Origin of the sequence: Streptomyces sp. NPDC093064 (assembly GCF_044754605.1) — a bacterium.
GTDB lineage: Bacteria > Actinomycetota > Actinomycetes > Streptomycetales > Streptomycetaceae > Streptomyces.
This window is the reverse complement of record NZ_JBIVPK010000001.1, coordinates 108,082-123,382: the sequence shown is the minus strand read 5'-3', so window position 1 is coordinate 123,382 and position 15,301 is coordinate 108,082. Positions and strand designations below refer to the sequence as shown.

Genomic DNA, 15,301 nt, shown 5'->3' with positions numbered 1-15,301 from the left:
TCAGGCTCCCTTCCTGGTGCGGCGGCCGGTCGGCTGCGTCACCCGGTCGAGCATCAGGCCGAGGCAGACGATCGCCGCGCCGGCGACCAGGCCGGTCGCCAGGTCGCCCTGGGCGAGGCCGAAGACCACGTCGTAGCCGAGCGCGCCGCCGCCGACCAGGCCGCCGATGATGACGACGGCGAGGACGAGCACCACGCCCTGGTTGACGGCGAGCAGCAGCGCCGGGCGGGCGAGCGGCAGCTGCACCTGGCGGAGCTGCTGGCCGCTGGTCGCGCCGAGCGAGCGGGCGGACTCCAGGGCCGCCGGGTCGACCTGGCGCAGGCCCTGCGCGGTGATCCGGACGACCGCGGGCAGGGCGTAGACGACGGCCGCGGCGACAGCCGGGGCGCGGCCCACGCCGAACAGCGCGACCACCGGAATCAGGTACACGAACTGCGGCATCGTCTGGAAGACGTCGAGGACCGGGCGCAGCAGCTTCTCGAAGCGGTCGCTGCGGGCGGCGGCGACGCCGGTCGCGAAGCCGAGGACGAGGGTGACGGCGACGGCCGCCAGCACCTGGGACAGGGTGTCCAGGGACGGCTTCCACACGCCGAGCACACCGATGGCGGCCATGGCGAGGACGGCGGTCAGCGCGGTGCGCCAGGTGCCGATCAGCCACGCGAGGGCGGCGACGATCAGCAGCACCGACCACCACGGCAGCCACTGGAGGCCGGAGCGGACCGGGTCCAGGATCCAGGTGGTGAAGTGGCCCGCCCAGTCGGCGGTGCCGCCGATGTACGGGACGCCGGAGTACAGGTGGGCGGTCATCCAGCCGACGGCGCGGTTGACCGGCTCGGCGATGCCGACGGTCCAGGCCGCGGGCCAGTCCGGGCTGCCCGCCAGGCGCGCGGTCAGCGCGACGACCACGGTGGCCACGGCGGCGTAGGCCCAGGGGCGGACGCCGTGCCGCTCCTGCCCGAGGCGCTCTCCGGCGGCCCCGGTCACCCGGTCCAGTACGACGGCCAGCAGCACGATGGGGACGCCGGCCGCGAGGGCCGCGCCCACGTCGACCGAGGCGAGCGCCTGGTAGACGCGGTCGCCGAGGCCGCCGGCACCGATCACGGAGGCGATGACCGCCATGGACAGCGCCATCATGATCGTCTGGTTGACGCCGAGGAGGAGCTCCTTGCGGGCCAGCGGGATCCGGGCGGTCAGCAGGCGCTGGCGTGCGGTGGCGCCGAGGGAGTCGACCGCCTCCAGCACCTCCGGGTCCGCGCCGCGCAGGCCGAGCGCGGTCAGCCGGGCCATGGGCGGGGCGGCGTAGACGACCGTGGCGAGGACCGCGGCGGGTACGCCGATGCCGAAGACCAGGACGACGGGGAGCAGGTACGCGAACGCCGGGAGCACCTGCATGGTGTCCAGGACCGGGCGCAGGACCCGGTCCATGCGGTCGGACAGGCCCGCGGCCAGACCGAGCAGGGTGCCCACGAGGACGGAGGCGAGGACCGCGACCACCATCAGGGCGAGCGTCTGCATCGTCGGCACCCACATGCCGAGCAGTCCGCAGGCGACGAAGGCGGCGGCCGTGCCGAGGGCGAGCCGGACACCGGCCACGCGCCATGCCACGAGGGCGGCGGCGGCCGTGACGCCCGCCCAGCCGGCGGCGAGGAGTGTGAGGTAGACGGCGCGCACGGAGATCACGACCGCGTTGCTGACGTGGCCGAGGAAGTAGAGGAACAGCGGGTGGCTGTCGCGGTTGTCGATGATCCAGTCGCTGGCGCTGCCGAGCGGCCCGGACAGGTCCACCGTCAGCGCGTGCGGCCAGGTTCCGCTCGACCAGCGGGAGTGGGCCAGCGGGACGAGGACGGCGGCCAGGACCGCGAGGACCATGAGCTTGTGGCCGGCGGGGCGTTTGAGCACGCCGGGCAGGCCGGCACGGAGGGCCGGTGCGCCGATCGCCGTCATCAGACGGCCTCCGGGGTGGCGTCGGCGTCGCGCGGGACCGCCTCCCCGCGCCCGAGCGGTGCCGTGGCGTCGGTTCCGGCCACCACGGACAGCAGCGCGTCCGAGTCGACGACGCCGACGCAGCGGCCTTCGTCGACCACGCGGGCCGGTGCTCCCGCTCGGGCCACCGCCTCGATGGCCTGCGCGACCGTCGCCTCCGGGGGAACCGCCGGGCCGCTGCCGGCCTCGTCGGCGGAGGCCGGGCGCATGGCGCCGCGGACCGTCAGCACCTGCTCGCGCGGGACGTCCCGGACGAACTCGCGGACGTAGTCGTCGGCCGGGGAGCCCACGATCTCCTCGGGGCTGCCCAGCTGGACGATGCTGCCGCCGCGCATCAGGGCGATGCGGTCGCCGAGCCGGAGGGCCTCCTGGAGGTCGTGGGTGATGAAGACCATCGTCCGGCCCTCCTCCCGGTGCAGGCGGACGACCTCTTCCTGCATGTCCCGCCGGATGAGCGGGTCGAGCGCGCTGAACGGCTCGTCGAACAGCAGCACTTCGGGGTCCACGGCGAGGGCGCGGGCCAGGCCGACCCGCTGGCGCTGACCGCCGGAGAGCTGGGCCGGGCGGCGCTCCTCCATACCCTTCAGACCGACCTTGGCGACCACCTCGGCGGCCCGCTCGCGCCGCTCGGACCGGGCGACGCCCTGGATCTGGAGGCCGTAGGCCACGTTGTCGAGGACCGTGCGGTGCGGCAGCAGGCCGAAGTGCTGGAAGACCATCGCGGCACGGTGCCTGCGCAGGGCGCGCAGCCGGGCCCCGTCCATGGCGCGCACGTCCTCGCCGTCGATGGCGATGGTGCCCGCGGTGGGCTCGATCAGCCGGGTCAGGCAGCGCACCAGCGTGGACTTGCCGGAGCCGGACAGGCCCATGACGACGAAGACCTCGCCCTTGCGCACGTCGAAGGAGACGTCGCGGACCGCGGCCGTGCAGCCGGTGCGCTCGCGCAGTTCGGCGGGGCCGAGCGCGCCGAGCTCCCGGTCGGCGGGGACCCGGTCGGCGCGCGGGCCGAAGACCTTCCACAGGCCGTCCACCGAGAAGACGGGGGTGGGCTCGGAGTCGTCGGTGGGCGGTTTGCGCGTGGGGACCTCGAGAGCCATCAGCGCTCACCTCCGAGCAGGTCGACGGCCTTCTCCCCGACCATGAGCACACCGATCATGGGGTTCACGGCGGGCATGGCCGGGAAGACGGACGCGTCCGCGATCCGGATGCCGTCCAGCCCGCGGATGCGCAACTCTGGGTCGACGACCGCGAGTTCGTCATCGGCGGCGCCCATCCGGCAGGTGCCCGCCGGGTGGTAGACGGTGTGGGCGACCTTGCGGGCGTACTCGCTCAGCTCCGCGTCACCGAGGATCTCCGGGCCGGGGCACACCTCCCGCTTCAGCCAGCCGGCCAGCGGTTCGGTCTGCGCGATCCGGCGGGCGATGCGGATGCCGTCGACGAGGGTGCGGGCGTCGTAGTCGTCCTCGTCGGTGAAGTAGCGGAAGTCCAGGGCCGGCTTGACGGACGGGTCGGCACTGGTGAGGTACAGCCGGCCCCTGCTCCTCGGCTTGGGGATGTTCGGGGTCATCGACACGCCGTACGGCGGACGTTCGTAGCCCAGGCGCTCCGGGTTGTCCGTGAACGGGATCTGGTAGAAGTGGAACATCAGGTCCGGGCCCGCGCTTGCGGGGTCGCGGCGCACGAACAGGCCGGCGTCGGAGTCCATCGCGGAGTTCTCCGGGATGGGGCCGTCGGTCTCCCACACGATCACCGACTCGGGGTGGTCGAGCAGGTTCTCGCCGACGCCCGGCAGATCGTGGACGACGGGGATGCCGAGCTTCTCCAGGTCCGCCTTCGGGCCGATGCCGGAGTGCAGCAGCAGCCGGGGCGAGTCGACGGCGCCCGCGCAGAGCACGACCTCGCGGCGGGCCCGTACGAGGAGTTCGGCGCCGTCCTTGGTGCGCACGTGGACGCCCTCGGCACGGGTGCCGTTCAGCTGGAGCCGGTGCGCCCAGCTCTCCAGCAGGATCGTCAGGTTGGCGCGCTCGTCCATCACCGGGTGCAGATACGCCACGGACGCGCTGGAGCGCTTGTTGTCCTCAGGGTGGTAGGCGAGGTCGAAGAAGCCGGCGCCCTCGTGGAACGGCTTCTTGTTGAAGCCCTCGACGCGCGGCACATCGAGCGCCGTCTGCGCGGCGTCGACGAAGTCGCGGGCGATGGCGTTGCGGTCCTTCTCGTCGACGGCCACGACGTTGTTCTTGAGCCGGGCGTAGTACGCCTCCATCGGGACCGCGCCCCAGCCCTTGGCGCCGGCCGCCTCCCACTCGTCCCAGTCGGACGGCAGCGGCTTGAACGCGATGAGCGTGTTGTGCGAGGAGCAGCCGCCGAGGACGCGGGCGCGGCTGTGCCGGATGTGGGAGTTGCCGCGCGGCTGCTCGGTGGTCGGGTAGTCGTAGTCCAGTTCGCCGCCGAGCAGGCCCATCCAGCGGCGCAGGGTCAGCACGTCCTCGCGGCCCACGTCGCTGGGACCGCCCTCGATGACGGCGACGGTGACGTCCGGGTTCTCGGTGAGGCGGGAGGCGATGACGGAACCGGCCGTGCCGCCGCCTATGACGACGTAGTCGAACTCGTGGGTGTTGTCGGGCATCGGGCTCGTACTCCAGTGGGGGGTCGGGAGGTCCGGGGGCTTCGAGGTCTGCGGTGGTGCCGGACGCGGCCGCGGCGTCGGGGTGCGCGCCCGCGGCCCGCGGGGCTCAGCCGGCGAACCAGCGCACCGGCCTGGGGGCGAGGTTCTGGTAGACGTGCTTGGTCTCGCGGTACTCGGCGAGCCCGGCGGTGCCGAGTTCGCGGCCGACGCCGCTCTTGCCGAAGCCTCCCCACTCCGCCTGCGGGAGGTAGGGGTGGAAGTCGTTGATCCAGACGGTGCCGTGGCGCAGCCGGCCGGCCACGCGCCGGGCACGGCCCGCGTCGGCGGTCCACACGGCGCCCGCGAGCCCGTACTCGGTGTCGTTGGCGAGCGCGACCGCCTCGTGCTCGGTGCGGAAGGTCTCGACGGTGAGGACGGGGCCGAAGACCTCCTCCCGGACGACCTTCATCTGGCGGGTGCAGTGGTCGAGGACGGTCGGCTCGTAGAAGTAGCCGGTGGCGGGCCGGGTCTCCCCGGGTTCGGGCCGCTTGCCGCCGCAGCGCGGTACCGCGCCCTCGGCGAGCGCGGAGGCGACGTACGCCTCGATCCTGGCGCGCTGCTGCTCGGAGACGAGCGGGCCGCACTCGACACCGGGCGCGGTGCCGCGGCCCAGGCGGATCTTCTGGGCGCGGCGGGCGAGTTCGGTGACGAAGCGCTCCCGGACCGGTTCCTCGACGATGAGCCGGGCGCCCGCGGAGCAGACCTGGCCGCTGTGCAGGAAGGCCGCGTTGAGGGCCTGATCGACGGCGGTGTCGAAGCCCTCGTCGGTCGCACAGGCGTCGGCGAAGACGATGTTGGGGTTCTTGCCGCCGAGTTCGAGGGCGACCTTCTTGACCGTGTCGGCGGCGGCCCGGGCCACCTTCGCGCCGCTGAGCAGGCCGCCGGTGAAGGAGACCAGGCCGACGTCGGGGTGTTCGGCGAGCCGGGCGCCGACGGTGTGGCCGGGGCCGGTGACGATGTTGGCCACGCCCGCGGGCAGGCCCGCCTCGACGAGCAGGTCGATCAGCGCGACGGTGGTCAGCGGGGTGATCTCGCTCGGCTTGATCACGAAGGTGTTTCCGGCGGCGAGCGCTGGGGCGATCTTCCAGCTGGCCTGGAGCAGCGGGTAGTTCCAGGGCGTGATCAGCGCGCAGACGCCGACCGGCTCGTGCACCACGACGCTGTGCACGTCGGGCGTGCCCGCGTCCACGACCCGGCCGGGGGCTTCCGCGGCGACGAGGTCGGCGAAGTAGCGGAAGGCGTCGGCGACGCAGTCGATGTCGACGCGGCCCTCCTCCACGGTCTTGCCTGTGTCCCGGCTCTCCAGCAGGCCGAGCTCCTCCCGGTCGCGCACCAGGAGGTCGGCCACCCGGCGCAGCAGGGCGGCGCGCTCGGCGACCGGTGTGCGCGGCCAGGCGCCCTCGCCGCCGTCGAAGGCGCGGCGGGCGGCCTCGACGGCCACGTCCGCGTCCTTCTCGTCACCCTCCGCGACCACGGCGAACGGAGCCGCGTCCGCGGGGTCGAGGATCTCGCGTGTCGCGCCGCCGATCGCCTCGCGCCACTCCCCGCCCGCGTGGATGGTGCCGCGCGCACCGTGTCCCGTACTGTCCGCCATGATCGGTACTGCCTTCCGCTCCCGCTCAGTTGCCCTGCGTCACGTCGTGTCCTCCACAGGGAGAGTGAGCGAGCACCTGCCCCCTTCCGTGACGTCCATGCTCGACCGATGACCGAAAGTGTTCCGAGTCACGGAACTTACGGACATTACCGGAGGAAAGGAACACCATGGGGGCGGTCAGGGCGGTTGGACCGCGGCGGATCAGTCTCCGCAGGTGGCGGAGGACGGACAGAACCAGTCCACGGCCGCGCTGAGGACCTCCTGCTCGTCGTCGCGGCCGTCGGATTCGGGGCCGTAGGAGGCGAGCGCGTACAGCCTGCCGTCGGCGGCCCGGAAGCGTTCGTCCACGACGTGCCAGGTGCCGATGTCCGGTTCGCCCCTGAGGGAGTCGGCCAGGTACTCCAGCCGGGAGCCGGTGAAGTCGCTGCTGTCCAGGTTCACCAGGGACAGCGTCCGGAAGCCCGGGGGCTTGGGCACGTCCGCGGACAGGTACAGGTCGAACGACTCGTCCGGGGAGGACTCCCGCACCTGGTAGACCTGGAGCCGGTGACGGCCCGTGGAGTCACGGTAGTTGACGACGTCCATCCCGAACTGCGAGCTCACGGTGGACCGCTGGTGCTGCCAGCCGTCGGGCACGGCGATGCGGAAGCCCTCCGGGTCGTCGTAGGCGGCGTAGCCGGCCGGCGGCCCGCCGGCCGAGGGGGACGGGGTTTCGGTGCCCGGCTCCGGTGAGGTGTACGTCGTCGGGGGCGGTTCGGTCGTGGCCGGCGTGCCGCTCGCCGTGGCGACGCCCCGATCGTCGCCGTGCCCTTTGCCACCGGGACCGAGAGTCACCACCAGGGCCACGGCGACACCGACGGCGGCGGACGCGCCGATCACCGCCCAGACGGTGCGGCGGCTGTGGCCGCCGGGCACGGCCGACGGCGCGGGCGGGGCCGCAACGGGCCACGCGCCGGTGGGCGCGTCGGGATCCCGGACCTCACCCGGCGGCGGCGCCGGCGCATGGCCCGGCCGGGCGGGCGGCGGCGAGGTCGCCCGCGCCACGTCCCGCACGCCGTCCTCCCAGCGCTGGGTCTCCTCGTTCCAGTGCCGCCCGCCCCCGTTGGCCACGGTGTTCTCCTCTCACATCCCGAGCAGGCCGGCCACCGTCCCGGCCGACGCGAGCAGGGTCAGCACCGACTGGGCGTCGGTGAGCAGTTCGCGCAGCCGCTGCCGTCCGCCCGCCCCGGCGGTGCCGGTGCGGGTGATCTCGTCCTCGGTGTCGGCCAGCGAGGCGTCCAGGTCCCGGGTCTGGTCGGTGCTCCGCAGGCGCCGCAGATCGGCGCGCAGCTCTCGTACGGCCTGGAGCAGTTCCTCGTCGGCCGGGTCGCGCGGGGCCGTGTGATGGTGGCTCTCGGCATGCGCGTGGCTGCCGATGGCGAAGGTGCTGTGCGAGACGTCGCCGATGCTGACGCCCGGCTCATCCGCGGTGGTCATCGCTGCCGGGTCCCTTCTGTCCGGTCACGGACCGTCGGTGGTCGGGGAGGTGGTGGTCGAGGGGTGCGCGCCGTCGTCCGTGGCGGAGGTCGCCCGGGCGTGCGCGCCGATCGCGAACGTGCTGCGCGCGACCGAGTCGATGTGCACGCCGCCGTTGCTGATGTTGACGACCTTCTGGACGAACTCGCCCGTCCGGTAGCCGTGTTCGGTCAGGGCCGTACGAACGCCGTGCGCGATGCGGTCCTGGATGCTGCGCAGGTAGCGGTCGACGTCCATCTGCTGGAACAGCGAGCGGGAACGGGCCGCGCCCAGCTCCCGTACGGACACGGCGGGGCCCTCGGGCAGGGCGTTGCCATAGCCGCCGGTGAGCAGTTGCCAGCCGTGGCCGGCGGCCTGGAACAGGGTGAGCAGGGAGCGGACCGCCGAGACGGGGACCTGTCCGGCGGCCCAGGTCGCCCTGCCGAACGCGCTGTTGGTACGCAGCTGATGGGCCGTCCGGTCGGCGTCCTTGAAGTCCTCCCGGACCGGCATCAGCACATGCGGGGCGATCTCCAGCATCAGCATCCGCCCCTGGGTGTGGATGCGCACGTAGACGGTGACGACCAGTTCCTCCTCCCAGCCGCCGACCCGCACCCGCAGGAAGTGCCGCCGTTTCTCGGCGCCCTCCTCCACGGCCCGGTCCCGGTGCGCTTCGAAGGCCTCCGGACCGTACGGGGCGTCCTCCCGGCGGGTCATGCCCTCGGCCGGCAGGAACACGCACTCGTCCAGCTCCAGCCAGCGCAGCCGGTCGCGGACCGCGTGCCCCGCGTACCGCGGGGGCAGCCGCAGGCCCTCCAGGAGCGACCGGACGGTGTCCAGGACCGTGCGGTTGCTCAGCGGGAGCGGTTTCTTCCCCTCGGCGGGGCGCATCTCGACGGCGAGCACCCAGGTGTCGTGGGCCTTGCCCGCGCCGCAGAACGGGCGCGACTCGCGGTACATGACCAGCGGGGCGTGCTGTTCCAGCCGGATGCGCTCCTTCAGCCGCTGGAAGCGCGGGCTCTCCGCCCGCTCCGCCGGGTCGGAGGCGGCGTCCGGGAAGCGCTCCGGGGCCAGTTCGCCGCCCAGGGCGCGGGCGAACTGGCTGCGCTGGACGCCCGCGCAGACGGCGACGGCCAGGAACAGCACGAACGCCAGCCAGGCCTGGAGCGCGCCGATCGTGCCCTGGCCGCCGAGCATGCCGGCCAGTTCGGGCAGCAGGCTCAGCAGGAAGCCCTTCGGTCCGTCGACGTAGCCGTAGCGGGCGGCCTCGGCCTCCTCCTTGCTGGAGAACGCGGCGACCACCGTGGCGATCAGGAGGACCCCGAACACCAGGCGGCCCAGCCAGCGCATGGCGAGCGCCGCCGCCTTGCGTCCCGCCGGCTCGCGTGGGTCGTCGCCGCGGACGGCCACGCCCGCCGCCAGCAGCAGGCCGGGCAGCAGGTAGACGGCCATCGCTCCGCCGGTCAGCGGCCACCCCACGATCCACAGGCCCACGATCGCCGCGGCCCAGCCCACCTCCACGCGGCGGGCGCGCAGGGCGTGGGCCAGGACGCGCGCCACGTCGAAGCCGAGGGAGGGGGCCACGATCCGCTGTTCGTTGAGGTGCAGTTCCTCGATGACGCGGTCCCGGAAGGCGGGGTCCAGATAGGTCCCCGCGCACAGCAGCCGGGTGGCCTCGCTCGCGTGCGGCGGCACGGGCGGGGGCACGTCCGGGGGCGTCGGCTGCGGTTGCTGCGGCACGGATGCGGTGCTCACGCGACTCCCCCGAGTGCGAACGGTCCTCAGTGCTACGGAACTGATGAACTATCAGCATAGGGGGACGGAAAGCCGCGAGGGAAGCGATTTGTCAAGAGGACACCACGGTGACACGAGCCACACGGCGGCCGTCTTCTTCGCTCCCGACCGGGCGGCACGAACGCGCAGGCCCCGCTCCGGCCGGAACCGGAACGGGGCCTTGCGGACAGGCGTGGTGGCTCAGATGAGGCCGAGCGAGCGGACCGCCTCGCGCTCCTCCGCCAGCTCCTTGACGGAGGCGTCGATGCGGCTGCGGGAGAAGTCGTTGATCTCCAGGCCCTGGACGATCTCGTACGAGCCGTCCTTGCAGGTGACCGGGAAGGAGGAGATCAGGCCCTCGGGAACGCCGTAGGAGCCGTCCGACGGGATGCCCATGGAGGCCCAGTCGCCGTCGGCGGTGCCGTTGACCCAGGTGTGGACGTGGTCGATGGCGGCGTTGGCGGCGGAGGCGGCCGAGGAGGCGCCGCGGGCCTCGATGATGGCCGCGCCGCGCTTGGCGACGGTCGGGATGAAGTCGTCGGCCAGCCACTTCTCGTCGTTCACGACCTCGGCGGCGTTCTTGCCGGCGATCGTGGCGTGGAAGATGTCCGGGTACTGGGTCGCGGAGTGGTTGCCCCAGATGGTGAGGCGCTTGATGTCGGCGACCGTCGAGCCCGTCCTCTTGGCGAGCTGGGTCAGCGCGCGGTTGTGGTCCAGACGGGTCATCGCGGTGAAGCGCTCCGCCGGCACGTCCGGCGCGGCGGCCTGGGCGATCAGCGCGTTGGTGTTCGCGGGGTTGCCGACGACCAGGACCTTGACGTCGTCCGCGGCGTGGTCGTTGATGGCCTTGCCCTGCGGCTTGAAGATGCCGCCGTTGGCCTCGAGGAGGTCACCGCGCTCCATGCCCTTGGTGCGCGGGCGGGCGCCGACGAGGAGGGCGACGTTGGCGCCGTCGAAGGCGACGTTCGGGTCGTCGCTGATGTCGATGCCCTGAAGAAGCGGGAACGCGCAGTCGTCGAGCTCCATGGCCGTGCCCTCGGCGGCCTTCAGCGCCGGCGTGATCTCCAGGAGGCGCAGTTTGACCGGCACGTCCGCGCCGAGCAGCTGGCCGGAGGCGATGCGGAAGAGCAGGGCGTAACCGATCTGGCCGGCCGCGCCGGTGACGGTGACGTTCACGGGAGTGCGGGTCATGGCGTTCTCCGTATGACAGCAGGCGGTGGGGCGTCCCTGCCCCGGGGTGCGGGATCCCGCCGCCGGCCGGTGACCGGCGGCGCCGCGATGACCGATCACTCAACGGATGATCGATCTCTTGGCGTCAAGAGAGATCCGGCCGTCAGGCTATCGCCTCTCCGGGATCCCGGTGGGCCGGGCCCCTGTGGCCCGGCCCACAGAGCGACCCCTTGACGTGGGAGAGGCGGCCGCCCGTCCGGGAGAGGAGGGACGAGGGCGGCCGCCGTGTGGGGGTTGCCGGAAAACCGGACTCCCGTGGGGGTACTGTCCGCGTGCCCGGTTCGGCGGCCCCCACACCTGTCCCGTGCCACTTGTCATCCGGATGGACCCAAACCGCCGCTCCCGGTCTCACCGACCCGGACCGCCGCCCCCGGTCTCACTGACTGGTGCACCCCGTCTGTCCCGACGCCAGCGTCGCGCACGCCTTGGCCTGCGTCGCGTCCCGCACCGCGACCATGGGCGTGTACGCGATCGTCTCGCCGGTCGCCGCGAGGGTGCCGCGCTCCGTGCGCGCGCCGACCGTGACCCGGACCTCGTCGCCCTGGACGGCCTGGGTGATACGGGCCCAGGCGGCACCGCAGGTCTTGCTGTAGCGGACCTCGACCAGGGTCGTGCCGACGGTGACGCTCTCGACCGTGCTCACCAGGTTGCCGCTGCACCCCATGGCCTCGGCGTCCTTGCCGGTGCAGCCGTCCGCGACGCACTTGACTCCGGGCGGCAGGCTGACGTCGGCGGACGGGGAAGGCGACTTGGCCGCGTCCGCGGCCTTCTTGTCGTCCCCGCCGCGGGTGAGGAAGAAGACGGCGCCGATCACGGCCAGGGCGCTGGCCGCGCCCGCGAGGAACATCATCACCTGCCGCTTGCGCGCCCCGCCGCCGGAGGAGGTGGCGGGCCGGGGAGACCGAGGAGGCTCGCCGTGCGGGCCCGGGGAGCCCTGGGTGTACGGACGGCCGGGGTCGCCCTGGGCGAACGGGTCGGGGGAGGCCGCGGAGTGCGGACCCGGAGGTCCGGCAGCCGGCACGGCGCCGCCGGCCGGGGACGCCGTGGCACCGGGGGCGCGTCCACCCGCCCGGGACGGTCCCCGGTAACCGGCCAGCCCCCAGGAGTTGCCGCCCGACGCCTCGGAATCGGAACCCGATCCGGTGGCGGAGTCGGGGCGGGCGTCGGAGGCGGAGTCGGCGTCCGGGCCGGCGCCGGGCGCTGCGGGCGTGGGAGCGGCGGCCGGAAGGACAGCCGTTCCCGAGACGTCCTCCGACGTCGGCGACGCCTTCCTCGCCGTGCCCTCACGGGCGTCGGCGTCGGACGCCGTGGGCTGCACCGGCACCGCGGGGGACCCGCCCGCCGGGCCCGCGGCTCCCGGGGCCACCGTGGCGGTGCCGTTCTTGCGGGCCGCCTTGCCCCCGCCCGCCTCGGCGCCGGGTGCCGCCGCGCCGAACTCCCCCAGCGCGGCGCGTGCCTGGGCTATTCGGATGGCCTCCATGGTCCGGTCGTGACGCATCTCCGCACGGCTCCAGGCCCGTTCGGCCAGCTCCCACATGGTGGTGAGGTGGACCGGATTGGTGCCGGTGACCTCGGCAAGTGCCACGACCGCGCCCTTGGGCGCCAGGAGCCGTCCGTTGAGATAGCGCTCCCAGGACGTCTTGCTGTAGCCCGTGCGATCGGCCAGTGCGGCGATACTCAGGCCGCTGCGGTCCACGAGCCTGCGCAACTGGCTCGCGAACTCCCTTATCTGTGGATCGAGTTCATCGGGCAAGGCCTTCCAACGAGGCATCGCTTCCCCTTCCCCCCGGTACGTGCTGGTTGTTCCCCGCGCATGACGCCCTGTGCCGAGTCCGTGCCCTCGGTCCTTCGGTGCTCTTCGGTGTGCTTCGGTGTTCTTCGGTGTTCTTCAGTGTGTTTCGGTGTTCTCGGTTCTCGTTACCCACAGGAGTGCGCCCCGCCAGGATCTCAGGTCCCATTTCGGGGGCGCACGGGAGCATTCGAACCGAAGCGCGCGCCGGTGCGCCGGCTGCCCACGCTAGCCCGATCGGCGGAATGCCTCACCCGCGAGGCGGGCTCTGTCGACACATCGGCACATCCCGGATCCCGGCGTGACCTCGTGCGCCGCAGCGGTCTCCGGCTCACCCGGCGAGGCCGGGTCAGGGCCTGTGGCAGAGCGCGGACACCGTAGCGGAACGGTCACTTCCGTGCCACAGCGCACGGACAGGCGTTGAACAGCCCGTTCACGGTGCAGGAGGGTTGGTCCCGGCGGCGGCCCGTCCTGACTCGGGGGAGAGGATGGGCCGCCACCGCGAACGCCGTACGGCTAGCCGTTGCGGACGGTGAAGTGCAGCGCGTCGTCCAGGAACGGAATCTCCAGCCAGGGCTTGGGCTGGACCATCAGCGCCAGCAGGACGATGACGCAGCCCAGCAGGCCGTAGGTGACGATGTCCGTGAAACGGGAGCGGACCGCGAGCATGCCGACCCGGGGCAGGAACCAGCGCAGCCCGGCCCCGCCGAGCAGCGCGAGCCCGATCAGCAGCAGACCGAACCTGAAGGCGTCGAAGGCGGTCACCAGCAGCCCGAGCCCCACCGTGCCCAGCACGGCCAGCAGCGGCCACTGCCGGGCGGGCGCCGGGGCGCCGCCGGACGCGGCCCGGCCGCCGCCCTCCGGCCGCGCGGTGTCCCGCGTGAGCATCGGAAAGCGGCCTGCGCCCCGGCGCGGCTTCCCGGCGGCGGCCGGCACGCCGACCGCGTCCCGTACCTCTGTCTCCGGCTCCGCGGGAGACGGCTCCCGCCCGGTGCCCTCCACCTCAGCCGACACTGCGCTCCGCCGCCTCGACCACGTTCACCAGCAGCTGGGCGCGGGTCATCGGGCCGACTCCGCCGGGGTTCGGGGACAGCCAGCCGGCCACCTGGGCCACGTCCGGGTGGACGTCGCCGACGATCTTGCCCTCGGCGTTGCGGGAGACACCGACGTCCAGGACGGCCGCGCCGGGCTTGACGTCCTCGGCGCGGATCAGGTGCGGAGAGCCGGCCGCGGCGACGACGATGTCCGCGCGGCGCAGGTGCGCGGACAGGTCGCGGGTGCCGGTGTGGCACTGGGTCACCGTGGCGTTCTCGCTGCGCCGGGTCAGCAGCAGCGGCATCGGCCGGCCGATGGTCACGCCGCGGCCGATGACCACGACCTCGGCGCCCTTGATCTCCACGCCGTGGCGGCGCAGCAGCGTCAGCACGCCGTTCGGGGTGCAGGGCAGCGGGGCGGGCTCGTTGAGGACGAGCCGCCCGAGGTTCATCGGGTGCAGGCCGTCCGCGTCCTTGTCCGGGTCCATCAGCTCCAGGACGCGGTTCTCGTCGATGCCCTTGGGCAGCGGCAGCTGGACGATGTAGCCGGTGCAGGCGGGGTCCTCGTTCAGCTCCCGGACGACCGCCTCGATCTCGTCCTGGGTCGCGGTGGCCGGCAGTTCCCGCTGGATGGAGGCGATGCCGACCTCGGCGCAGTCGCGGTGCTTGCCGGCGACGTACTTGCGGCTGCCGGGGTCGTCCCCGACCAGGATCGTGCCGAGTCCGGGCGTGACGCCCTTCTCCTTCAGCGCCGCCACACGGGCGGTCAGATCGGTTTTGATCTCGGCTGCGGTGGCCTTGCCATCGAGAATCTGGGCGGTCATGTCCTTATCCTCGCGGATGACCGGCTCACGGTTCCAATCCGGGAGGTCCCGGCCCCTCTGTCCGCGCCGGCGCCCGCGGCCGTCTTGATCGGTGATGTTGCACTTGCACAACACATCCGGAATGCGGCTGGACAAGTAAGTCGCCGGTAAAGAACCATGATGACCACAGTGCCGCGGGCAGCTCTTCGGGGGGACGGACCGCACTTCTGTTAACTCTCCTCCGTACGGTGCCGCGCGTCCCCGCACCTGATCGACGGAGGAAGCAACCGCCATGAGTTACGGCGACTCGAACAACCCCTACGGCGCGCCGCAGCAGCCGCCCCCGCAGCCGCCCCCGCAGCCCGGTTTCGGCTACCCGCAGGGCCAGGCCCCCGGCTACGGCTATCCGCAGGCCCCGCCCGTGCAGCAGCCGTACGGCGCGCCGGTGCCGCAGACGATGCCGGGCACCGTGAAGGCGGCCCGCGTGATGCTGTTCGTGCTCGGCGCCTTCCAGGTGGTGGGCGGCGTGGTGATGATGGTGAAGAGCAGCTGGTTCGCCGACAAGATCCAGGAAGCCGTCTCCGCCGACGGCACCGTCTCCGCCGCGGACGCGGACAAGGCGGCCAGCATCGGTGCGGGCGTCATGATCGTCCTCGGTGTCCTCGTGCTGGCCTTCGCGTTCTGGGCGATCTTCACCGCTGTGAAGTTCCCCGCCGGGCGCGGCGGCGTGCGTGTCTCCGCGATCGTGTACAGCTCGTTCGTCATCCTGTTCAGCCTGCTGAGCCTGGTGGGCGGCAACATCCTGGCGCTGCTCAGCCTCGCCATGGGCATTCTGATCATCGTCTTCTGCGCCAACAAGGCCGGCGGCGCCTGGTTCAACCGCCCCAGCTACTGAACAGTTCGCGCCATTTGCTCCGAGGGCCGTGTCGGAACCAC

The 15,301-nt window shown here is 72.9% G+C and carries 12 protein-coding genes; 1 reads left to right on the top strand and 11 read right to left on the bottom strand.

Annotated features, from left to right (window positions below):
• The 11 genes from ACIQFZ_RS00520 to ACIQFZ_RS00470 all read right to left on the bottom strand — a co-directional run bounded on the left by ACIQFZ_RS00520 (position 1) and on the right by ACIQFZ_RS00470 (position 14,386).
• Positions 1–1,944: an ABC transporter permease gene (locus ACIQFZ_RS00520; RefSeq protein WP_402690291.1), complete on the bottom strand. Its 1,944-nt coding sequence runs from the start codon at positions 1,942–1,944 to the stop codon at positions 1–3.
• Entirely contained in the window at positions 1,944–3,080 is a 1,137-nt protein-coding gene (locus ACIQFZ_RS00515) for a glycine betaine/L-proline ABC transporter ATP-binding protein (RefSeq protein WP_365425515.1), read from the bottom strand. The genes ACIQFZ_RS00520 and ACIQFZ_RS00515 overlap by 1 nt, the downstream gene beginning before the upstream one ends.
• Positions 3,080–4,609: a GMC family oxidoreductase gene (locus ACIQFZ_RS00510; RefSeq protein ID WP_402690290.1), complete on the bottom strand. Its 1,530-nt coding sequence runs from the start codon at positions 4,607–4,609 to the stop codon at positions 3,080–3,082. The genes ACIQFZ_RS00515 and ACIQFZ_RS00510 overlap by 1 nt, the downstream gene beginning before the upstream one ends.
• Positions 4,610–4,715: 106 nt before the next feature.
• The gene (locus ACIQFZ_RS00505) at positions 4,716–6,242 is read right to left on the bottom strand and encodes an aldehyde dehydrogenase family protein (RefSeq protein WP_402690289.1); all 1,527 of its coding nucleotides are present in this window, start codon (positions 6,240–6,242) and stop codon (positions 4,716–4,718) included.
• Positions 6,243–6,443: 201 nt separating this feature from the next.
• Positions 6,444–7,352: a hypothetical protein gene (locus ACIQFZ_RS00500; RefSeq protein WP_383057117.1), complete on the bottom strand. Its 909-nt coding sequence runs from the start codon at positions 7,350–7,352 to the stop codon at positions 6,444–6,446.
• A gap of 12 nt (positions 7,353–7,364) precedes the next feature.
• Complete coding sequence (locus ACIQFZ_RS00495; protein ID WP_383057115.1) at positions 7,365–7,718, bottom strand: hypothetical protein; 354 nt, start codon at positions 7,716–7,718, stop codon at positions 7,365–7,367.
• A 24-nt stretch (positions 7,719–7,742) separates the two neighbouring features.
• A complete protein-coding gene (locus tag ACIQFZ_RS00490; RefSeq protein ID WP_402690288.1) occupies positions 7,743–9,491 on the bottom strand; it encodes a hypothetical protein in 1,749 nt (582 codons plus the stop codon).
• A 219-nt stretch (positions 9,492–9,710) separates the two neighbouring features.
• Positions 9,711–10,700: a malate dehydrogenase gene (locus tag ACIQFZ_RS00485; RefSeq protein WP_402690287.1), complete on the bottom strand. Its 990-nt coding sequence runs from the start codon at positions 10,698–10,700 to the stop codon at positions 9,711–9,713.
• Between the two features lie 415 nt (positions 10,701–11,115).
• Entirely contained in the window at positions 11,116–12,510 is a 1,395-nt protein-coding gene (locus ACIQFZ_RS00480) for a helix-turn-helix domain-containing protein (protein ID WP_365425503.1), read from the bottom strand.
• A gap of 534 nt (positions 12,511–13,044) precedes the next feature.
• The gene (locus ACIQFZ_RS00475; RefSeq protein ID WP_383057113.1) at positions 13,045–13,542 is read right to left on the bottom strand and encodes a DUF3017 domain-containing protein; all 498 of its coding nucleotides are present in this window, start codon (positions 13,540–13,542) and stop codon (positions 13,045–13,047) included.
• Positions 13,532–14,386 (bottom strand): bifunctional methylenetetrahydrofolate dehydrogenase/methenyltetrahydrofolate cyclohydrolase, encoded by an 855-nt coding sequence (locus ACIQFZ_RS00470; RefSeq protein WP_365425499.1) that lies wholly within the window; start codon positions 14,384–14,386, stop codon positions 13,532–13,534. The genes ACIQFZ_RS00475 and ACIQFZ_RS00470 overlap by 11 nt, the downstream gene beginning before the upstream one ends.
• A 271-nt stretch (positions 14,387–14,657) precedes the next feature.
• On the opposite strand from ACIQFZ_RS00470, the gene ACIQFZ_RS00465 reads away from it, so the two are divergent.
• Positions 14,658–15,260, top strand: a complete 603-nt coding sequence (locus ACIQFZ_RS00465; protein WP_383057111.1) for a hypothetical protein — start codon at positions 14,658–14,660, stop codon at positions 15,258–15,260.
• Positions 15,261–15,301 lie beyond the last annotated feature (41 nt).